The sequence below is a fragment of the Micromonospora sp. NPDC047187 genome (genome assembly GCF_040643355.1).
Lineage (GTDB): Bacteria > Actinomycetota > Actinomycetes > Mycobacteriales > Micromonosporaceae > Micromonospora > Micromonospora salmantinae.
The window spans coordinates 339,170-359,597 of the sequence record NZ_JBEYUF010000004.1 but is presented as its reverse complement, the minus strand read 5'-3'; the positions used below and the strand labels follow the sequence as shown (position 1 = coordinate 359,597).

The following is a 20,428-nucleotide window of genomic DNA, read 5'->3' as shown; positions in this document are numbered from 1 at the left end:
TCCTGGATAAGCCGCGCCGGGACCGTTGTCGTGGCAGCACATCACAGCCAGGTCGCTGAGTAAATACGTCTCGTCACACTGGGGACGATTTGTTGCCCGAGGTCAACCGGCCGTCACAGGAAACGACTCTTCCGGCCGGTTGGCTGGAGTAGCGACAGCAGTATGCAAGTCCACGTGCGCGTCGTAGGCGGCATAGCCGGCCACGCGGGTCCCGCCCGTCCGGTCAACCCTCGCCGTCCGCTACGTCGAGCGGTGGCGCTGGAGCGCTCGATCTGCCTGCGTAGCGCACAACGTCCACCAGCAGGCTCAACCATCGGCGGCAGCACGCAGCGTCGCGAACCGAGTCCTGCATCGCTCCAAAGCCGGTCCTCGCGCCTTCGGCCAGCGGTCCGCCGTGCGTACTGCGATCCTTGGCGCCGAACCCACCTCTGACCCTATTCCGCCATGGTCGCCGGACCCGCCGAACCTGAGCCAAGCCCTGCCCGAACCGCCGCCGTCACCGAAATGGTGGCGACGCCGCCGGCCGGGCACCGCCAAGGCTTAGCCACCCAGCCTCCCGGTGTTATCGCCGCTGAGTCAGCGCGCCTCTTCGTTCCTCCGGGCGCCGCGCCACCGCTCCGCCCCAGGCTGACCAGCTCATGCCCCGGGTGCTGGACGCGGTGTAGGAGTTGCGAGCGGGCCCGGGCGCGATACGGCAACGGCGAGGTGTCCCTTGAGAGGGACACCTCGCCGTTGATCGTCAGCGGGCTTGGTGCCAGGTGGATAGCCGGAGAGGACTACCTCGTGCGGTCCTACCTGCCTGGTGCCGGAAAGCCTGTCGCTGGGAGGAACGATCCGACTCACCGCCGCCAACTCACCCTCGCTTCGACCTGCATCGGCAGGGCCACGCTCCCCCTGCTCTTGCAGCCCTCCGTCCGGGCTGAAGCCACCATAGCAGCCGATTCATCACCAGGGATACCCTTAAAACCCCGATCAGACCGCGCTTGCGCGGGGGTAGCATCGGACTAGACCCAGGGTCACCCTTGCGCTAGCGTAGGGGTGAGCCTGCCACTGTTACCGGGCACTATAGGAGAACACTTTATGTCGCTGAATAACGGTGAACAGCCGTTCGCCCCTGCGCAAGCGTCACGTGTTTCGTCCGGTGACGGGTACCAGCGCCTCTTTGACCAGTTCACCTACCGGCGACCGCGCCCGATCGCCCTCACCGCGGCGGAGAACGTCGCCAAGCGCAATCACAACCGGTCCCTGCCGCTGCGCCGGGCGTTCGCGGAGCGGCCGGACAACTCGACCCAGCCCACCCCGCTGGCCCGCCTCCTCCGCGGCGGCCGAGGCGGCAGTGTCCGGCTCCGGCTGTACCTGTCCTACCTCTGGCTCGGCGCGGCGCCCCCGCACGAGCTGGTGTACCCCGCCCGCGCCTGGGCCGAGCTGCTCGACCTGGACGAGCCCGATGCCAGCGGAGCCCGACGTGTGGCCGACGCGGTGCGCTGGCTGGAGAAGAACAACTTCATCGAGGTCACCAACCGCGCCGGCGCCCCGAATATCGTCCGGCTGCGCAGCGACACCGGTGACGGCAAGCCCTACGAGACCCCCGGCTCCGCCTACAACCGGCTGAAGCAGAAGAAGCCGGAGGCGGCGCAGATCCACCGTTACATCCAGCTCCCGCCGACGCTGTGGACCTCCGGCTGGATGGCCGTGCTCAGCCCCGCCGCCTTGGCCATGCTGATCATCCTGCGCGTCCAGGTCGGCGCGAAGGACCCCGACACCGAAGAGGTCTGGATCGCCCCCGACTACGCCACCAAGGCGTTCCTGCTCTCCGAAGAGACCCGCACCCGCGGCATCCGCGAACTCCAGCACGCCGGCCTGATCAGCGTCCGACGCCGGCAGCTCGTCGCCACCGACAGCTTCGACTTCCGCCGGTTCCGCAACGTCTACCAACTCAACCTCCCGGCCCTCGCGCAACCGGCGGTAATCCCCGAGCCGGTCAAAGAGGCACCTGCGTGACCGGACTGTGCCGCGGAGACGGCAACGCACCTGCGCGGGGGTGGGCGGGTTGAGGCACCGGGCCAGGGTCGACAGCGGCGCCGACAATGACGGCGGTCAGGGTGGCGATCGCGAGCCAGTGGCCACAGGCGTCAACGTTCGGGCTAGCTTCTTCCGCTACTGACCGTCACGATCAAGCAGCGCCAGCGCGCGAGCGCGCGCCCATGGGCGCGCGAAAAAAGCCCCCCTGGTCGACGGTTGTCGATGACCAGGAGGGCATTTTCCCTGTTCAACTGCTGTGCGCCCGAAGGGACTCGAACCCCTAACCTTCTGATCCGTAGTCAGATGCTCTATCCATTGAGCTACGGGCGCTTGTGCTCAGCCAGTGTACACACCCGGCTTTCGCGCGGAGACTCCGGGATTCGAACCCGGGAGGGGCTTTAAGACCCCAACCGCATTAGCAGTGCGGCGCCATAGACCAGACTAGGCGAAGTCTCCCCGGTGATCCTCAGACCACCGCGCCCGAGGATACAGGTCACCACCCACCGGGAGCAAAACGACTTCCGGGGTACGCCCACCGCGACCCGCCGCCGTCCGTGTTTCCACGCTGTGCGCCGGCGTGATCGGGACTACGCTCCATCGATATGCAGGAGCAGCCGCCCAGCGAGTCGACCCGTCGAGAGCCTGCTGAACGAGCGCGTCGGCGCTCCCCACGGGCCACCTTCAGGCCGCCGATCGTGGCCGAGGAGCCCACCGAGACGGTGGAGCCGGCTGAGGCGCCGGCACCGCCGGCAGCCGACTCGGCGAGCCAGCGTCCCCCTCGACGGGCCAAGGCTGCCCCGGCGGTGCTCTTCCAGCCACCGGAGCCGGATCGCCCCCTGCCTCGACAGCCTCGACGCGCACCGACCGAGCTGACCGCCGAGGCGATCGCGGAGCAGCCGGAGCACGCGGAGCAGCCGACCGGCGACCAACCGAGCCCAGCAACCGGCCTCGCATCGACACCGCCGAAGGCTCGGACCGCCCCTGTTCGCAGGGCTGCCCCTCGGCAGGCAGCCGACACGCCGGCCGAGGTGACCCCCGCCACGCCGGCACCCCGCAAGCGCGCCGCACAACCCACCAAGGCCGCGAGCAGCACCGAAGCCGCAAGCACTACCGAACCGCAGACCACCACAGCCGCGAGCAACACCGGCGAGGCGAGCACCATCACGCCAACGGCCCCGGCCAAAGCCGCAAAGACCACCAAGCGCGCGGCCACCCCACGAAAGAGCACCACGCCGACAAAGAGCACCCCGCCGACAAAGCCCGCCCCCGAACCCGTGGTCGGGCCGCAGACGGCGCGCACCGAGCAGTTGGCCTCGGCAGCCCCCGCCGCGCGGCAGGTTGAGCCGGCTCTGGGGCGTACCCCGGAATCGGAGCTGCGCGCGGTCGCCGCGCGCGTGCTCGACCACCCTGGCTTCGCACCGGAGCTGTTGGCTCTGGCTGCGGTGCGGACGTTCGGGCCCGGCGCGGCGGGGTGGGCCGCTGGGTTGCGCGACCGGTATCCGGACGCCTCGGCGGACGGCCTGGCCCGGTTGGCGGCCCGGCGGTTCGTCCGCTCGGCGGGTGCGGGTGGGGCGACCGCCGCGCTGGCCGGCTACTTCGCGCCGCTGGCCGAGTTGGCGGCGGTGCTGTGGACGCACTCGGAGCTGGTGCTGCACCTGGCTGCGGCGTACGGCAAGGATCCGACGCATCCTGACCGGGCCGTCGACCTGTTGGTGCTTACCCAGGTGCACCCGGATCGGGCGAGCGCGGCGGCGGCCCTGGCCGCCGCCGAGTCGCCGGGTGACCCGGTCGAGGGGGCGTGGCCGCGGGCGGCGGAGGCGGCTTGGCGGTTGGCCGCGCCGCTCACGGCGCAGGCCGGTGGTTGGGTCGCGTTGCGGCTGGTGGCCCGGTTGCTGCCGGGCGCGGCGGTGCTCGCGGCGGCGGTGGGCGACGCGGCGGCGGCCGACCGGCTCGCGGCCCGAACGGTGGCCGCCTACCGACCCGACCGGCGCTGACGGGTCAGAGCCAGTCGAACCATTCCCGGGGCAGCAGCGCGTAGCCGACGAAGGCGAACACGTCGAGCAGGGTGTGCGCGATGATCAGCGGCATCACCCGCCGGGTGCGCAGGTAGAAGAGGCTGAACACGACGCCCATGATCGCGTTGCCGACGAACGCGCCGAAGCCTTGGTAGAGGTGGTACGAGCCGCGCAGCAGCGCGCTGGCCGCGATGATCGCGGCCAGCCGCCACTGGAGCTGACGCAGCCGGGTGACCAGGTAACCGACCACGATCACCTCTTCCAGCACGGCGTTCTGCACGGCGGCGAGAATCAGCACCGGAACCGTCCACCAGACGTCCGGCAGCGCGGCCGGCACCAGCGTGGCGTTGAGGCCCAGATGGGCCGCCACCCAAAACAGCGCCAGCCCGGGTAGCCCGATGAGCGCCGCCAGCCCGGCGCCGCGCGCCACGTCCTGACCGGGCCGCCGGGCGTCCAGGCCGAGGGTCCGCGCCGGGTCGCCGGGGTCACGACTGAGCAGGTGTACGGCGAGCAGCACCGGCAGCAGCGCGAACACGATGCCGAGCAGCTGGTACGTGAGATCCAGCCAGGGGCGGGCCGACGCCGAGGTGTTCAGCGAGGCGGTCTGCTTGGAGAGCGGACCGTCGGCGGTCAACTTCGCGATGATCGAGACCACCGCGTAGATCGCGGACTGGCCGAGGGAGAGGCCGAGGACCAGCAGCGTCTCGGTGCCCAGCAGTCGGCGGGACACCGGGCGGGTCAGCTCAACGGTCACCGCACCACTCTGCCCGACGTGCGGCACCCGTGACATGGCCGACCGGCCACCATGAGCCGATCGCACATTCTGTGCGACCAGTCGACACGCTCCGTGGAGATTCTATGGGCGCCCGATCCGTTGCCGTCTGGAGAAGGAGCGTCCGTGGACAACCTCGCGCGGTTGCTGAAGGAGAGCTGGACCCTGGTCGAGGACGACCGGGTCCGGTTGAGCGGTCACTTCTACGCTCGGCTGTTCCTGCTCGACCCCGCCCTGCGGCAACTGTTCCCGGTGCAGATGACCGGCCAGGGCGACCGTCTACTCGAAGCGATCATCACGGCGATCCACACTGTGGACGACCCGGAGAGCTTCGACGAGTTCCTCCGGGCGCTGGGCCGCGACCACCGCAAGTACCACGTCGACGAGCGGCACTACGCCACGATGGGCGTCGCACTTCTGGACGCGCTGCGCAGCACCGCCGGCGACGGCTGGAACCTGGAGTACGACCAGGCGTGGCGGGAGGCGTACGCGGCGATCGCCGCCCTGATGGTGGCCGGCGCCGCCTCCGACGACGACCCGCCGTTCTGGCACGCCGAGGTGCTGACCCACGAGCGGTACGGCCCGGACACCGCCGTGCTGACCTGCCGGGCGTTGCAGCATCCGCTGCGCTGGCAGGCGGGGCAGTACGTGAGCCTGGAGGTGCCGCGCTACCACCCCCGGGTGTGGCGTAACTACTCGGTGGCGAACGCCCCGAACGACGACAACGTGCTGGAGTTCCACGTGCGGTCTCCGGGGGCCGGCTGGGTGTCCGGCGCCCTGGTGCGGCGGGTGCGGCCGGGTGACCTGCTCCGCCTGGCGGCGCCGATGGGGTCGATGACACTGGACCGCGCCTCGGAACGGGACATCCTCTGCGTGGCCGGCGGCGTCGGGCTGGCGCCGATCAAGGCGCTGGTGGAGGAGTTGGCCACCTTCAACCGGACCCGGTGGGTGCACGTCTTCTACGGCGCACGGCAGGCGGGCGACCTGTACGGCCTGGACGGGTTGCAGGAGTTGGTGGCCGTACACCCGTGGTTGTCGGTCACCGCGGCGTGCAGCGAGGACCCGGACTTCGACGGCGAGCAGGGCGAGATCCCGGAGGTCGTGGCCCGGTACGGCCCGTGGACCACGCACGACTGCTTCGTCTCCGGTGCCGCCCGGATGGTCCGGTCCACCCTGCGGGTGCTCGCCGCGGACAACGTGCCGCCGCCGCACATCCGCTACGACACCTTCGGTGACCTCTAGACGTTCCTCCCCCCACACCGGGGCGCGTGCCCCTGCCCCCTGGGGCACGCGCCCCGGTCCCTTTCTTGGTCAGTAGCGCCAGGGGTGCCCGCTCTCGCGGTACTCCTCCACCGGCACCAACGGCACACCGGGTGCCATCCGGTCGACGTAGAGCCGGCCCTCCAGGTGGTCGATCTCATGTGCGACCAGCCGGGCCATGCCGAATTCGAACGACGTGATGATCCGGCTGCCGTCCCACTGGGCGTGTTCCACGTCCAGTCGCAGCGGCCGGGGCACCAGACCTCGGTGGTCGAAGAAGGAGAGGCAGCCCTCGTACTGCTCGTCGGTCTCCGGGTCGGCGTCGACCACCCGGGGGTTGAGCAGCACGACCGGCTCCGCCGACCGGTCGGGGGGCCGCACCACGGCCGCGGCGCGGCCGATGCCGAACTGCGGTGCCGCGACGCCCACTCCCTTGCTGAACGGGTGCAGCTCGTCGAGCCGGGCCAGGGCCATGGTGAGCCGGTCGACCACGTCCCGGGCGACGTGTTCCTCGCCGGGCAGGTCGAACGGGCGGGCCCGCTGGCGGAGCAGGTCGTCCCCGCGTTGCACGATGCCGAGGCCGCGCATCCGGTCGCTGGGTCGGACCCGGGCGCCGCCGGGGCCGACGTCCGGTTCGGTGTCCGGACGGGCACGGAACCGCCACTGCATCCGGTAGCGGGCGTTCAACGGGGGGTCGTCGGTCTGCCAGTCGTAGATCACCCGATCGCCCTCGTCGTGACGCTGCGGCGCCGTCCGCAGCGGGCCCTCCTCCGCGCTGAGCGAGGTCTCCACGCCCCAGACCTGCGGGTCGAGGGCCGCGGGCAGGTCCAGGCGTACGGCGAGCTGCCGGGTGGGCAGTCGGACGGCTCGCTGGAACCAGGGGCCCCACTTCTCGTGCCCGACGCTGTACGCGTACTCGATGGTGGCCCGGTCGCCCGGATAGAGGGGGAAGCGTCGCTCCCCGTTCTCGAAGAGCAGCCAGATCTCCTTGAACGCGTCGCGATCGTGCTTGGCGCGCCAGTGCATCGGCTCCGGGTCTCCGCCGCCGTCGTCTCGGCGGGCCTGTATCTGCAGTTCGGCGAAGGTGAGGGGGTGCTCCCGGTGGTGCCGGTTGGAGCGGCCGGGGTCGTTCGGGTAGCGGTCGACGGCGACCCGGACCAGGTAGCGGGTGACCGGTTCGGTGCCGGCGTTGTACAGCTCACGGTGGATGACGCACCGGTAGCCCTCGTCGGCGTGGGTGAGGGTGGCCAGCTCCCGTTCCACGACCAGGCCGGTGCCGGGTGGCAGCCACTGGCCTGGCAGGTACGGCTCGCGGTTCGGCTGACCGGCCCGGGCGTGCCGTAGGTCGTCGTACTCCCGGAAGCGCTGCCAGATCGCGCCGCTTGCCTCCAGGACGGCCTCCGCGCGGCGGGCGAAGTCCTCGGTCGGCCGGTGCCGCCGCCCCTCGACGTGGCTCACGTAGGACGGGTCGAACCCCATCAGGACGGCCAGTTGCTTCTTGGACAGCCCGCGCCCGGTCCGTTGCCGGGCGAGTTCGGCCGCGAAGGAGTCGGCAGCCCGTTCGAGGGGTGAGGTCGTCATGAGCTTCCTCGTGGCCGGGGCTATAAGTTTCACGTTCCGTACGCGACCACACACGCAAGTGGCATGTTTTCGACACACCGCTTGACAATTAACCGATGGCCGTCGATTGTGCGGCGGCGTTTCCCAGCACTGACTCCGGGTAGTACGCGAAGCACTACTCCCGTCGGATACGGGGTGACCTGGGCGTCCGGGATGTGACCAAGGTGAGGCTTCCCTTACGGTCAGGGGGTTGGTTAGGCTAGCCTTAGCTCAGGACGGCACTGGTTCGTCCGCCGGGGCGCACTCCTCGGTCACACAGACAGGGGACGACTCAGGTGACAGCGGTGATGCCACGGCGGGATACCGCCACCACGCCGCTCGCCCCCGTCACCGCGGCGCTCCGGGCCATGTTCGGCACCGACGACCTCCCCGGCCTCGCCCGGGGCCTGCTGGTCGACGACGAGCTCGGCTGGGCGCCCGCCACCACCCTGATCGACGGCAGCCGGCTGCCGGAGCTGTTGAACGGCGCCGCCGTCCGCTGGGGCGGCACCCCGCACGCCTGCGCGGCGTTGGCCTGGAAGTCCTACAGCTACTGGGCAGCGCTGCCGGTCGTGCTCGGCTGGGCCTCCGCCCGACGGGTGCCACTGCTCGATCCGGCCGACCTGCTGATCCACTTCGAGGACCATCGGCAGCTGCTCACCATGGGCATGCGCCGGGGCACGAAAGTGGCGGTGCTGCCGAACGACCCGCTGGCGCTCGCCGGCCTGCCGGAGGTGCGGGTCGTCGCCGACGAGGCGGAGCTGCTGGCCGCGCTACGCGCGTCCCTGCTCGACGCGCACCTGGCACCGCTCATCACGGCGATCCAGTCCGAGGTCCGGGTGGGCACCCGGACGCTGCTCGGCTCGGTCGCCTCCGGCATCGCGCACGGCATCCTGCGGGCCGCGGACGCCCTGCCCGGCTCCACGGTGCAGAGCATCGACACACTGCTCGGCGCACTCGACCTGGCCGACCTGATCGAACTGGTGCCGGGGCCGACCGGTGAGCCGACAGTGCAGCGCCGCACCTGCTGTCTCGCCTTCACCCTGCCCCGCCCGAAGGTCTGCCAGGGCTGCTGCGTCCGGTAGGGCCTGTTTCGCCTAGGTCAGGCTGGGCCGCACTGCTCAGTCGGTCAACGACCGGACATCCCACACCCACACGCCGCCGGTGAAGACCGGTTGGGTCCCGGTCAACTCGGTCATGCCCCGGCGCAGCGCGGCCTCGTGCTCGTGTGGCCCGAGGATGACCACCCCGGCCCGCCAGTAGCGCAGGTCGTCGACCGCTCGGACCCGGGTCTGCGGGGTGATCGGCGGCACCGCCCCGGTGCGCCGGATGGTGCCGAAGAAGCTGCTGGTGGGGCGGGGAGTCGCACCGAACAACGCAACCTTCGGCGGATCGGCGTTCGGGCGGGTGTCCGGGCCGAGGAAGTAGCCACGGGCCAGCGGCATGTCCAGCCGGGTCGCGGCGGACCAGCGCAGCGGCTCGGCGTAGGTGGTGTCCGGCAACGGCAGGGTCACCACACTGCGCCCACCGGTCACGTACGGCCGCCAGGCCCCACTCGTCACGAAGCTGGGGACCGGGTCGAGGCGGGCCACGGGCAGCGGGGTGGGGACGATCGGCAACAGGGCCATCGTGAGCACGGTGGCGGTGACGAAGCGGACCTGCCCGCGAGCGGCCGGGTGCGCGTCGGCCAACTCGCGGGCACGTTCGGCGCCGTAGGCGAGCAGCAGCCCGATGATCGGGGTGATCGCCAACGCCCAGCGTGTCGGCACCACCGAGTGCAGGATGGGCAGGTTCTCCAGCGCCGCCCAGGGGCCCGGCACACCCGTACCCCGGTTGTCGAAGCGGACCTCCCGACCCAGCGACAGCACCGCGAAGAGCAACCCGAGCGCGGCCAGCGCGAGCACCACGATCGAGCGGCGCAGCCACCAGACCAGGGCGATCACCAACACCACCAGCGCCCAACCGAAGAAGCTGTTCTCCTCGGTCGGGTTCTTGGCCAGGCCCGCGGCGGTACGCGCGCTGCCGGCCAGTGATTCCCGGGAGTACGCGACGAAAGAGGCCACGTCGCTGGAGTAGCCGCGGATCAGGCGGGACAGCCCGGAGTACGCGTCCGGTCCGAAGAACTGCACGTACAGGGGGTACGCGAGCAGGAGCAGGGCGACCACGGCGGCGACGGCCAGCCCGGCGAGGAAGGATCGGGCCCGCGACCGTAGCTCCGCGCGGCCGAGGGCGAGCACGCCGACGATCACGCCGAGCCCGATCGCGGTCATCAGCAGGATCTCCAGGTTGAGGAACGCCTGCCAGACGATGACCAGCGCGAGGAGGACCCCGTTGCGCAGCCAGCGGCCGGGTTCACCGAGTCGTAGCGTGCGCCAGATGATCAACGGGACGACGAACTGCGACACGATGTTCGGGTGCCCATTGGCGTGCGACACCATGGCCGGCGCGAACGCGCAGAAGCCGGCGCCCAGCCACGCCGGCCCTCGGCTGCCGATCAGGACCCGGGAGAGCAGGAAATACCAGGCAGTGGCGGTGGCAATCATGCCGGCGGTGAGAAAGATCAGAAATGACGCCCGCGGCCCGAACAGCAGGGTGATCGGCGTCATTGGCAATGAAATGGATAATACGGACGTATTGGCCATCAGATTGACGCCGTCGGGGACGTTCATCTGATTGGAATGGAACGGATACGCAAAGTGCGTGACTACTCGCGCACCGTGGGCCATCATCCATTCGAACTGCGACTGATCGGACTGGTTGTCCCGCACACCGCTGCGCGGGTCCAGCCAGAGTCGACAGGTGACCCAGAAGCCGAGCACCACGAAGCTCAGCACGGCGGCCAGATCGGCCCACATCCCCCTGCGGGAAGGCCGAACGGCAGCGGAGGCCCCCTCCGCCGACGGCACGGCGGCCGGGCCGCCGCCGTCGCTGGGCACGTCCGGTTCAGGAGTAGTCATGACAATTCATAGGGTAGTCAGCGCATGGCGCCGCCGTGACATGTTTCGGGGTACTGCCGTACTATGTGCCGGGTTCGCCGACCGCCGATCACGAACCCACCCCCCGACCACAATTCGGCCACCCCGATGCCCCGATTCTTTCGCCGTCCCAGCGGATGATTCACTCTGTCGGTCCAGGCACGGGTCGAGTTCATATCGTGAGGAATCGACGCATGGCAGAAATCACTGGGGATCAGCGCGTGCAGTCCGAGGTGCTGGAAGGCCTGGCAACCGCTGTCAACCACCGTCGCTGGTTCATCGAACTGGCCGTGCCGTACCTCGGCGACGACCCGATCGAGATCGGCAGCGGTCTCGGTGACTACGCGCTGGAATGGTCCGAGCGGCTGCCGCGGTTCACCGCCACCGAGGCCGACCCGGCCCGGCTGGTGCAGCTCAAGGAGCGCCTCGCCGACCGTCCGAACGTCGACGTCCGGCAGATGCTGCTGCCGCACAACGACCGGGGCGACTACAGCGCGGCCGTCTCGTACAACGTCCTGGAGCACATTGAGGACCACGTGGGCGCGCTGGAGAGCATGCGCGACCTGGTCCGCCCCGGCGGCGCCGTGATCATCATCGTGCCCGCGTTCCAGTTCGCGATGGGCCCGGCCGACATCGCCACCGGGCACGTCCGCCGCTACACGAAGAAGACGCTCGGGGCAGCGATGACGGACGCAGGTCTGACCATCGAGAAGATGCACTACGCCAACGCGCTCGGGCTGATCGGCTACTTCATGGCCACCAAGGTCTTCCGGCTGATGCCGAAGGAAGGCCCGATGGTCAAGGTGTACGACACCCTCGTCCTGCCCGCCACCAAGGCCGCCGAGCAGCTCGTCCTGCCGCCGTTCGGCCAGTCCGTCTTCGCCGTAGCCCGCGTCCCAGCCTGACCCCGGCCCCGGCCCCGGCCCCGGCCCCGGCGATCTTGCGCTTTCTGTCGTCCTTACGCCCTTTATGTCAGGGATGTCGGGACAGAAAGTGCAAGATCGCGGGAGCTGGGGGTGGGGTTAGTCCTTGATCTGGTACGTGGGGCGGATTACCGCTCTCGCGAGGGTGTGGAACGTCAGGTTGAAGCCGACGTAGGCGGGGCTGGCGTCCGGGGTCAGGTCCAGGCGGTCGACGTCCAGGGCGTGCACCGCGAAGACGTACCGGTGCGGGCGGTCGCCGGGCGGCGGAGCCGCCCCGCCGTAGCCCTGCTCGCCGTAGTCGTTGCGGACCGAGAACGCCCCGCCGAGGTCGGTGCCCGCCGCACCACCAGCCCCGGTGGGCAACTGGGTGACGTTGACCGGCACGTTCACCAGCACCCAGTGCCAGAAGCCGCTGCCCGTCGGCGCGTCCGGGTCGTAGCAGGTCACCGTGAAGCTCTTCGTCTCGGCGGGGAAATCCGACCAGGTCAGCTGCGGCGAGACGTTGTCACCCCCGGTGCTGCCATGCGCGTGCCGGGCGTCCATCGGCTCGCCGTTCTGCACGTCGTCGCTCATCAGCGTGAACGAGGGCACCGTCGGCAGCAGCTCGTACGGGTCCGGGGCGATCGGTCGTTCCAGGGTCATGGGGACGCGTCCTTCCGATGTGCGGAGATACCAGCCCCTTCTTACCCCGCCGCGGCCCTCCCGACGACCGGAAGCACGCGCTGACCCAGTGTGGTTTCGCAGAGCTACGTTTGAGTTCGGGCAGCGTTCCGCAGGGGGACATCGTGGCCGGCATCTGGCGGGACTTCGTGGTGGCCGTCTTCACCGCGTTCCGCCGCCGGGACGAGCGAGCCATCGCCGACGAACGCCGACGCGGTGTCGAGCGACTGGCCGAGGAGACGATCCGCCGGGAGCGGCGGGCCACCGACCCGCCGGAGTGACCGCGAAGCGGGGTGCCGGACTGCCTCGGTGCAACCGGTGAAGATGACCTGATGGGGCGGACTTTTGGGGCACGACCGATGGCGACCCCGGAGACACATCGACCCATTCTGTTCGAGGTCTTCTTTGACCTGGTCTTCGTCTTCGGCCTGATCCGGGTCACCACGTTCATGAGCCAGCGGCCCGCGCCGGTGACCTTGATGCAGGGATTCCTCGTACTCCTGCTGCTCTGGATCTCCTGGCTGGTCTACTCCTGGCTGGGCAACCACGTCCGGATCGACGTCGGGCTGATCCGTGCCGGTGTCACCGTCGCGATGGCGGCCGTCTTCCTCGTCGCTCTCGTCATCCCCGACGCCTGGGGGACCGGACCAGGTACGACGGGGTCCCGGCTGATCCTGGTGCTGGCGTACATCGTGCTTCGAGTTGTCGATCTGGTTCTCTTCCGCTGGGTGGCAGCGGGCAACCGGCAGGTGCGCAGGACCATTCGCCTCTACACCCTCTCCACCGCGCTGTCCTGGATTCCGCTCGTCCTCGGCGCCGTGTTCGGCGGCACCGCACAGATCCTGCTCTGGGCGCTGGCCCTCACCATCGACATGGGCGGCGGGGTGGTCTCCTCGATGCTGAGCGGTTGGCCCGTACGCAGCCCCGGCCACTTCGCCGAGCGGCACAGCCTCGTGGTGATCATTGCGCTCGGGGAGTCCCTGATCTCGGTCGCCGCCGGCATCGGGACTCAGCGGATCCGTGGACCGATCCTGCTGGCCGCGCTCCTCACCCTCTCCGTCACCGTGTGCCTGTACTGGCTCTACTCCGCGAGCGCGGCAACCTCCAGGCACGCGCTGACGACGGAGTCCGGGCTACGGCGCGCCCACGTCGGTGCGAATGCCTACAGCGTTGCCCACTTCCCGGTACTCGCCGGGACCATCTACGTGGCACTGGGAGTCGAGCAGGTGCTGGCCGGCCTGGCACATGAGGAGTCCCACGGCATCTCGGACTGGATGCCGACCGTCGCGTTGTTCGGCGGGACCGCCCTGTTCCTCGCGGGCCGGGCGACGTTCCTGAGTCTCAGCGTCCGGTGCGTGCGACCGGGGCAACTCGTCGCTCCCGTCGTGGCGCTGCTGTTACTCCCCGTCGGCCGTCACCTGCCCGGCCTGGCCGCGCTCGGCCTGCTCACCGCGTTCCTCGCCGTGCTGCTCAGCTACGAGGCGTGGACCAGGCGCGCTACCGCCGACGAAGGCTGACCGCGCCAGATCCACTCGGCATTCAGGAAATCGCGGTATCCGCGTGGCCCGAACACCCCGACGTCCGAAAAGTCGAGTGGATCAAGGAGGCGGAGGGTGTGGGATTCGAACCCACGAAGACATCGCTGCCTTACCGGTTTTCAAGACCAGCGCCATCGGCCACTAGGCGAACCCTCCTGGGCCGCCACCCGTGGGCGTACGGCCACGCATAGTCTGCCACGGCTCGCTCCGGGCGGCCCGGCGTCCCTCCCCGGTGCGCCGGCCAGCCGGTCTGCTGCGTCCACTGTGGGCTGGACGGTGCGCCTGCGACACCCGGGAAGATCGGGAAGACTGGGCCCATGCGAGCCATCACGATTCCCCAGCCCGGTGGACCTGACGCGCTGGTCTGGGCCGAGGTGCCCGACCCGGAGCCGGGCCCGGACGAGGTCATCGTGGATGTGCGGGCCAGTGGGGTCAACCGCGCTGACCTGCTGCAACGGCAGGGGCACTACCCGCCGCCGCCGGGTGCGCCCGCGTACCCCGGGTTGGAATGCTCTGGGGTGATCACGGAGGTTGGCGCGCAGGTCGCCGGGTGGGCGGTCGGGCAGCAGGTCTGCGCGCTGCTGGCCGGCGGCGGGTACGCGGAGCGGGTCGCCGTTCCCGCCGGGCAGTTGCTGCCGGTGCCCGCCTGCGACCCGGTCGACGCCGCGGCGCTGCCCGAGGTGGCCTGCACGGTGTGGTCGAACCTGGTCCAGGTGGCGCGGCTCGGCGCGGGCGACACGCTGCTGGTGCACGGCGGCGGCAGCGGGATCGGCACCTTCGCCATTCAACTCGGGGCGGCCCTCGGCGTGACAGTGCTCACCACCGCGCGGGAGGCCAAGCACGACCGGCTGCGTGAGCTGGGCGCGGCACACATCATCGACTACCGGGAGCAGGACTTCGTCGAGGAGGTCCGGCGGGTCACCGACGGGCGCGGCGTGGACGTCATCCTCGACATCATGGGTGGGTCCTACCTGGGGCGGAACGTGTCCGCGCTGGCCACCGGCGGTCGGCTCGTGGTGATCGGGATGCAGGGTGGGCGCAAGGCCGAGTTGGATCTCGGCGCGCTGCTGGCCAAGCGGGCCAGCGTCACCGCGACGTCGCTACGGTCCCGTCCGCTCGCCGAGAAGGCGGAGATCGTCCAGGGCGTACGGGACGAGGTGTGGCCGTTGGTCGAGGCGGGCCGGATCCGGCCGATCGTGGACCGGCGGCTGCCGATGACCGAGGCGGCGCAGGCGCACCGGCTCGTCGAGTCCAACGACCACTTCGGCAAGGTGCTGCTCACCCGCCCACCGGGCGGAGGGTCGGCCGTCAGCTGAGCGAGCCTGCCAGGGTCGGGTCGTCGGTCGGTCGGGGCAGCACCAGCCGGGCGCCCGGGCCCTCGCCGGCCAGGGTGTCCTCGGGGTTGTTGAGCGTGCAGCGCTGCAGGGACAGGCAGCCGCAGCCGATGCAGCCGTCCAGGTCGTCGCGGAGCTTGGTGAGCAGCCGGATCCGCTCGTCCAGGCGGCTGCGCCAGCTCGCCGACAGCCGCGCCCAGTCCTGCGGGCTCGGGGTGCGGGCCTCGGGGAGCGAGTCGAGCGCCTCCCGGATCTCGTCGAGCGAGACGCCGACCTGCTGGGAGATCCGGATGAAGGCGACCCGCCGCAGCTCGGCCCGGGCGTAGCGGCGCTGGTTGCCGCCGGTGCGGTCGGCGCGAATCAGCCCGAGTCGCTCGTAGTAGCGCAACGCCGACGGTGCCACCCCGGAGCGGGCGGACAGCTCACCGATCGTCAATAGATCCGGCATCACCAGGTCCTTGAGTTGAAGTGCACTTCAACTCACACAGTAGTGGCATGACCACCACACTGCCCACCACCAGCAGCGCCCGCCTGCCCGGCCTGATCCGACGACTGACCGGCGACGAGAAGCACGCGCCGAGCGCGCACTCCACCGTCGACGTGCTCCAGGTGCTCTACGACCGGGTGCTGCGGGTCACCCCCGACACCACCGACGACCCGGAGCGGGACCGGTTCCTGCTCTCCAAGGGCCACGGGCCGGCCGCCTACTACGCGGTGCTCGCCGCCCACGGCTTCATCCCGGACGCCTGGCTCGACGACCTGGCCGGCTCGGAGAGCCGGCTCGGCCACCACCCGGACCGACTCCTGGTGCCGGGGGTCGAGATCGGCTCCGGCTCCCTCGGGCACGGGCTCGGGCTGGCCGTCGGCACCGCGCTCGGCCTGCGCGCCCAGGGGCTGCTCAACCCCCGGGTGTACGTGCTGCTCGGCGACGCCGAACTGGACGAGGGATCCAACCACGAGGCGATCGCGTACGCGGGAGCGACCGGCCTGGACAGCCTCACCGCGGTCGTGGTCGACAACTCGTCGGCCAGCCACGGATGGGCCGGTGGTATCGCCAGCCGGTTCACCGTCAACGGTTGGACCGCCGACACCGTCGACGGCCGCAACCACGAAGCCCTGTACGCGGCGCTGACCGGGCACCGGCCACGACACCCGCACCTGGTGGTCGCCCGCATCGAGAGCAAGGGATGACCGACATGCGTACCGCCTTCATCGACACCACCACAGCGCTTCTCGACGAGGATCCGCGTACCGCACTGGTGCTGGCCGACATCTCGGCGAGCCAGTTCGCCGCAGCCGGCCACCGCCACCCGGACCGGGTGCTCAACGTCGGGATCCGGGAGCAACTGATGATCGGTGTGGCCGGCGGGCTCGCCCTGACCGGGCTGCGTCCGATCGCGCACTCGTACGCGACGTTCCTGGTGGACCGGGCGTACGAGCAGATCAAGTTGGATCTGGACCACCAGGGCGTGGGCGCCGTCCTGGTCAGCATCGGCGCGTCGTACGACGGGTCGGCTGAGGGCCGCACCCACCAGTCACCCGGGGACGTGGCGCTCTTCGACTCGCTCGGTGACGGCTGGACGGTTCGGGTGCCCGGCCACCCGGACGAGGTGGCGCCGCTGCTGCGCAACGCCGCGACCAGCGACGATCCGGTCTACCTGCGGCTCTCCGAGCAGCGCAACGCCGAGGCGTACCCGGACGCCACACGGCTACGGGTGCTTCGGCGGGGCCTGACGAACGCGCCGCTCGTGGTGGCGGTCGGACCGATGCTCGACCCCACTCTGGCGGCGACCGAGGGAATGGACGTGACAGTGGCGTACACCCACACGCCCCGGCCACTCGACACGCCCGGGCTGCGGGCGCTCGCCAACACCGACGTGGTGCTGGTCGAGCCGTACCTGGCGGGAACGTCGAGCGCGCTCGTCAGCCGGGCCCTGGCGGACGTACCGCACCGGCTGCTCGCCCTCGGGGTGGGTCAGACCGACCTGCGACGGTACGGCGATCCGGCCGACCACGCCCGGTGGCATGGTCTGGACGCCGACGGCCTGCGGCGGTCGATCAGCGCGTTCCTGGGGTCAGTTGGCGGCTGAGACGGCGGGGCGGCGGCGAGCGCGCTCGCGCCCGAGGATCCAGATCGCCTCGACGCCGTCCTTCCAGGTGATCTTCTTGCCCTCTTCCCGGCCGCGTGCCCGGTAGCTGATCGGCACCTCGTACGGCCGGATCCGGCGACGCAGCAGCTTGCCGGTCACCTCGGCCTCCATGCCGAAGCCGCGCGAGCGCACCTCGAGCGACCGGTAGAGCGCCACCGGCATCAGCTTGAAGCAGGTCTCCAGGTCGCCGATGTACGAGTTGAACAGCACGTTGGCCGCCATCGTGACGCCCTTGTTGCCCATCACGTACCAGAAGCTGTAGGCGCTGTGGCTGCCGAAGGTGCGATTGCCGTAGACCACCGTGGCCCGACCGTCGAGCACCGGGTCGAGCAGCTTGGGGATGTCCTGCGGGTCGTACTCCAGGTCGGCGTCGAGGATGACCATGTAGTCACCCTCGGCGCTGTCGACCGCCGTCTTGATGGCGGCACCCTTGCCGGCGTTGCGCTGGTGGGTGATGACCCGCAGGCGCGCGTCGTCGGCGCGACCGAGGACCTCGCCGGTGCCGTCGCGGCTGCCGTCGTCGACGACTACCAATTCGATCTCACAGGGATAGTCCACCGCCAATGCCTGCTTGAGGGCATCCGCGATGCGTTCTTCCTCGTTGTAGACCGGCATGAGGATCGAGAGCTTCACGGGGATCTCCACGGTGGCGGCAACACGTCGGCCATAGCCTAGCCTGGTTGGTTTGTTTACCGCGTACCGCTACCGCTGGGCAGTCCGCGCGGCGGCCTCAGATCAATGGTGTTTACTTCCGCCATGTCGGCTGCCGGCTCCCTGCTCGCGGTGATTCCTGTCGCTGCGGTGCTCCTGCTCATCGTCGCGGCGATGCCACGCGAGGCTGGCGCGGTGGCACCGCTGCGGCTCGCCGTGGTCCGCGCCGTCCTGCTCAGCGGGGCGTACGCGGTGCTCGTCGTCGAGGTGCTCGGCGCGGCGCACGCGCTGACCCGAGGCGCGTTCACAGTCGCCTGGCTACTCTTCCTGGTCGCGGCCGCGGCGGCGGCCGGTCTGCGCCGGCGACGGGCGACCCGCCTCGGGCGGCCGGCCGCCGCCGCACCGGTGCCGGTCAGCGCTGCGCCGGCAGTCAGCACCGCACCGCGGCCGGTGCCGGTCGGCGCTGTGGTGTCCGGTGGCGGACCTGACGTTTCCGCCCCGGCCGCCGAGCGCGGTGAGCCCGGCCCCACGCCGACACAGGCTGGTCGGGGGTTCGCTGACCTTCGTGCCGTAGCGGTCGACGCGTGGCGTGCGGCCCGACCGGGTGAGCGGCTCCTCGCCGGCACCGTCGGCGGGCTGGTCCTGGTGGAGCTGCTGGTCGCGCTGCTGGCCGAGCCGAACAACTTCGACTCGCAGACGTACCACCTGCCGAAGGTGGAGCACTGGGTGGCCCAGGGCGACCTGGACTTCTGGCCGACCGCCATCCACCGGCAGGTGACCATCCCGCCCGGAGCCGAGTACCTGCTGCTGCACCTGCGCCTGCTCACCGGCGGGGACCACCTGCACAACCTGGTGCAGTGGGCGGCCGGAGTGGTCTGCCTCCTGGTGGCCGCACGGATCACCACACAGCTCGGCGGCGGCCGGCGGGCCCAGTTGCTCACCGCGTTCGTGCTGGCGACCACGCCGATGGTGGTGCTCCAGGCGACCAGCACGCAGACCGACCTGATCTGCGCGGCGTGGGTGGCCTGCGCGGCGACCCTGGCGCTGGACGGGCTGAGTCGACGGACCGGCTGGGGCACGTTGCTCGGGCTGGGGGCGGCGACCGGGCTGACCGCGGTGACCAAGACCAGCGGCCTGATCGCGGTCGGCCCGCTGCTGGTGCTCTGGGGACTGGCCCAGTTGAGGCTGGCCCGGACCGATCGATCGGCACCGGCTGGCCCGGCGACACCCGGTGGGGGTCGGCGTTCCTGGCCGGTCGGCGGGCTGGCCCGCACTGTCGGCGGTTCGGTGCTGATCCTGGTGGTCGCTGCCGTGGTGGTCGGCCCGTTCCTGGCCCGGGTGACCGCCGAGTTCGGGCACCCGCTGGGGCCGCCCCGGCTGCGCGAGTCCATCCCGATGGAGCGGCACGACCCGGCGTCGATAGTGGTCAACGCGCTGCGGATCGGGCACACCGCGTTCGACACGCCGCTGGCGCCGCTGCGTCGGGCCGGGGCCGAGGTGATCATCAGCGGCGCCGAGGCGGTCGGGGTCGACCCGCAGGACCGCGCGATCACCTTCGGGCGGGAGCTGTTCCCGGAGCCGGCCTGGTATCCGGACGAGGACCGGGTGGCGTTTCCGCTGGCCGGGGCGTTGGCGGTGATCGGTGCGGTGATCGCGCTCGCCCGACCACGGCGGATCGCCCCCGAGCGGGCCGGGTCGCTGCGGGCGTACGCCGTGGTGGTGCTGACCGCCGTGCTGCTGCACACCGCGATGATCAAGTGGCAGCCGTGGGGCAACCGGCTGCTGCTCTACGCCGTGGTGCTCGCCGTGCCCCTCGCCGGCCTCTGGCTGGACGCTCTCCTGCGCAACCGCGCAGGTGGGCGTCGTTCGGTTGCCACAGTGGCGGCCCTCACCGTGCTGGCCACCGCGGCGCTGGCCGGAGTGCTCGCGCTGTCGTACGGCTTCCCGCGCCGGCTGGTCGGCGCCGGCTCGGTCTTCACCACCTCGGACTGGGACACCCGGTTCCTGCGCCGCCCCCAGTGGGCCGACGAGTTCCGCTGGGCGGCGACCGCGGTCCAGGACAGCGGTGCGCGACGGATCGGTCTGGTGCAGCAGAACGACAACTGGGAGTACCCGTGGTGGCTGCTGCTGCGGCAGCCCGACGGCGGCTCACCGGACCTGGTGGCGTTGCAGTCCGTGTTGCCGGAACGACCGCCGGCCGACCCCTCCTCGGTCGACGCGATCGTCTGCACCGGCACCAAGGCGGCCTGCGCCAAACTCGTCCCGGCCGGCTGGCGGCTGGAGTTCCGCGGCTACGTCGGCTACGCCCTGCCGCCGGGCCGCTGAACCAGAAGTCGGCCGCACCGCCGCCCGGCCGCTGCACCAGAAGTCGGCTCGGCGCCGCCGTGGCGCTGGCGCGCGGGCCCGGATAGTCCGATCCGGGCGGTTCTGCAGCCCGCGCGCAAGGATCTGAAGCGCATTCACATCTGCTGATCCGCACGTTACCGTCTGGTAACTCAATCGACGTCCCGCGATTGAGCCGAAAGGAGT

The 20,428-nt window shown here is 70.7% G+C and carries 17 protein-coding genes and 3 tRNA genes; 11 read left to right on the top strand and 9 right to left on the bottom strand.

The features are described from left to right. Nucleotides 1-1,080 precede the first annotated feature (1,080 nt). Nucleotides 1,081-2,001 (top strand): hypothetical protein, encoded by a 921-nt coding sequence (locus tag ABZ794_RS10915; protein WP_238687979.1) that lies wholly within the window; start codon nt 1,081-1,083, stop codon nt 1,999-2,001. A 278-nt stretch (nt 2,002-2,279) separates the two neighbouring features. Here the strand turns inward: ABZ794_RS10915 and ABZ794_RS10910 are convergent. Both ABZ794_RS10910 and ABZ794_RS10905 read right to left on the bottom strand, forming a co-directional pair. Further along, nucleotides 2,280-2,352 (bottom strand) — tRNA-Arg (locus ABZ794_RS10910). Between the two features lie 35 nt (nt 2,353-2,387). Next, a tRNA-Ser gene (locus ABZ794_RS10905) sits at nt 2,388-2,478 on the bottom strand. A gap of 239 nt (nt 2,479-2,717) precedes the next feature. On the opposite strand from ABZ794_RS10905, the gene ABZ794_RS10900 reads away from it, so the two are divergent. Further along, on the top strand, nt 2,718-4,016 hold the full coding sequence (locus ABZ794_RS10900) for a hypothetical protein (RefSeq protein WP_357515261.1): 1,299 nt from the start codon (nt 2,718-2,720) through the stop codon (nt 4,014-4,016). Nucleotides 4,017-4,020: 4 nt separating this feature from the next. Here the strand turns inward: ABZ794_RS10900 and ABZ794_RS10895 are convergent, their stop codons facing one another. Beyond that, nucleotides 4,021-4,791, bottom strand: a complete 771-nt coding sequence (locus ABZ794_RS10895) for a CPBP family intramembrane glutamic endopeptidase (RefSeq protein WP_238687977.1) — start codon at nt 4,789-4,791, stop codon at nt 4,021-4,023. Nucleotides 4,792-4,935: 144 nt separating this feature from the next. Between ABZ794_RS10895 and ABZ794_RS10890 the strand changes: the two genes are divergently transcribed. Next, on the top strand, nt 4,936-6,051 hold the full coding sequence (locus ABZ794_RS10890) for a globin domain-containing protein (protein ID WP_210782628.1): 1,116 nt from the start codon (nt 4,936-4,938) through the stop codon (nt 6,049-6,051). A 69-nt stretch (nt 6,052-6,120) separates the two neighbouring features. Here the strand turns inward: ABZ794_RS10890 and ABZ794_RS10885 are convergent, their stop codons facing one another. After that, the gene (locus ABZ794_RS10885; protein WP_238687976.1) at nt 6,121-7,650 is read right to left on the bottom strand and encodes a peptide deformylase; all 1,530 of its coding nucleotides are present in this window, start codon (nt 7,648-7,650) and stop codon (nt 6,121-6,123) included. Nucleotides 7,651-7,976: 326 nt separating this feature from the next. Between ABZ794_RS10885 and ABZ794_RS10880 the strand changes: the two genes are divergently transcribed. Then, nucleotides 7,977-8,753, top strand: coding sequence for a hypothetical protein (locus ABZ794_RS10880; protein ID WP_357515258.1), 777 nt, complete (start codon nt 7,977-7,979; stop codon nt 8,751-8,753). Between the two features lie 36 nt (nt 8,754-8,789). Here the strand turns inward: ABZ794_RS10880 and ABZ794_RS10875 are convergent, their stop codons facing one another. Next, nucleotides 8,790-10,523 (bottom strand): hypothetical protein, encoded by a 1,734-nt coding sequence (locus tag ABZ794_RS10875; RefSeq protein ID WP_357515313.1) that lies wholly within the window; start codon nt 10,521-10,523, stop codon nt 8,790-8,792. Nucleotides 10,524-10,837: 314 nt separating this feature from the next. Here ABZ794_RS10875 and ABZ794_RS10870 point away from each other — a divergent pair, with 314 nt between their 5' ends. After that, nucleotides 10,838-11,548, top strand: coding sequence for a class I SAM-dependent methyltransferase (locus ABZ794_RS10870; protein ID WP_210782636.1), 711 nt, complete (start codon nt 10,838-10,840; stop codon nt 11,546-11,548). A gap of 117 nt (nt 11,549-11,665) precedes the next feature. Here ABZ794_RS10870 and ABZ794_RS10865 read toward each other — a convergent pair whose 3' ends face one another. After that, a complete protein-coding gene (locus ABZ794_RS10865; RefSeq protein WP_210782638.1) occupies nt 11,666-12,208 on the bottom strand; it encodes a YbhB/YbcL family Raf kinase inhibitor-like protein in 543 nt (180 codons plus the stop codon). A 143-nt stretch (nt 12,209-12,351) separates the two neighbouring features. Between ABZ794_RS10865 and ABZ794_RS10860 the strand changes: the two genes are divergently transcribed. Both ABZ794_RS10860 and ABZ794_RS10855 read left to right on the top strand, forming a co-directional pair. Further along, on the top strand, nt 12,352-12,507 hold the full coding sequence (locus ABZ794_RS10860) for a hypothetical protein (protein WP_210782640.1): 156 nt from the start codon (nt 12,352-12,354) through the stop codon (nt 12,505-12,507). A gap of 78 nt (nt 12,508-12,585) precedes the next feature. Continuing rightward, nucleotides 12,586-13,743 (top strand): low temperature requirement protein A, encoded by a 1,158-nt coding sequence (locus tag ABZ794_RS10855; RefSeq protein ID WP_238687974.1) that lies wholly within the window; start codon nt 12,586-12,588, stop codon nt 13,741-13,743. Nucleotides 13,744-13,833: 90 nt separating this feature from the next. Here the strand turns inward: ABZ794_RS10855 and ABZ794_RS10850 are convergent. Continuing rightward, nucleotides 13,834-13,920 (bottom strand) — tRNA-Ser (locus ABZ794_RS10850). Nucleotides 13,921-14,081: 161 nt separating this feature from the next. On the opposite strand from ABZ794_RS10850, the gene ABZ794_RS10845 reads away from it, so the two are divergent. Next, nucleotides 14,082-15,080, top strand: a complete 999-nt coding sequence (locus ABZ794_RS10845) for an NAD(P)H-quinone oxidoreductase (protein WP_210782653.1) — start codon at nt 14,082-14,084, stop codon at nt 15,078-15,080. Here ABZ794_RS10845 and soxR read toward each other — a convergent pair. Beyond that, nucleotides 15,073-15,546, bottom strand: coding sequence for a redox-sensitive transcriptional activator SoxR (gene soxR / locus ABZ794_RS10840; protein ID WP_112637862.1), 474 nt, complete (start codon nt 15,544-15,546; stop codon nt 15,073-15,075). The genes ABZ794_RS10845 and soxR overlap by 8 nt on opposite strands. 47 nt (nt 15,547-15,593) lie before the next feature. Between soxR and ABZ794_RS10835 the strand changes: the two genes are divergently transcribed. Next, nucleotides 15,594-16,289: a transketolase gene (locus tag ABZ794_RS10835; protein ID WP_357515253.1), complete on the top strand. Its 696-nt coding sequence runs from the start codon at nt 15,594-15,596 to the stop codon at nt 16,287-16,289. Nucleotides 16,290-16,294: 5 nt separating this feature from the next. After that, on the top strand, nt 16,295-17,188 hold the full coding sequence (locus ABZ794_RS10830; protein WP_210782658.1) for a transketolase: 894 nt from the start codon (nt 16,295-16,297) through the stop codon (nt 17,186-17,188). Here ABZ794_RS10830 and ABZ794_RS10825 read toward each other — a convergent pair. Continuing rightward, on the bottom strand, nt 17,174-17,881 hold the full coding sequence (locus tag ABZ794_RS10825) for a glycosyltransferase family 2 protein (RefSeq protein WP_030487790.1): 708 nt from the start codon (nt 17,879-17,881) through the stop codon (nt 17,174-17,176). The genes ABZ794_RS10830 and ABZ794_RS10825 overlap by 15 nt on opposite strands. A gap of 123 nt (nt 17,882-18,004) precedes the next feature. On the opposite strand from ABZ794_RS10825, the gene ABZ794_RS10820 reads away from it, so the two are divergent. Then, the gene (locus tag ABZ794_RS10820) at nt 18,005-20,224 is read left to right on the top strand and encodes a glycosyltransferase family 39 protein (RefSeq protein WP_357515251.1); all 2,220 of its coding nucleotides are present in this window, start codon (nt 18,005-18,007) and stop codon (nt 20,222-20,224) included. The last annotated feature ends 204 nt before the right edge of the window (nt 20,225-20,428 follow it).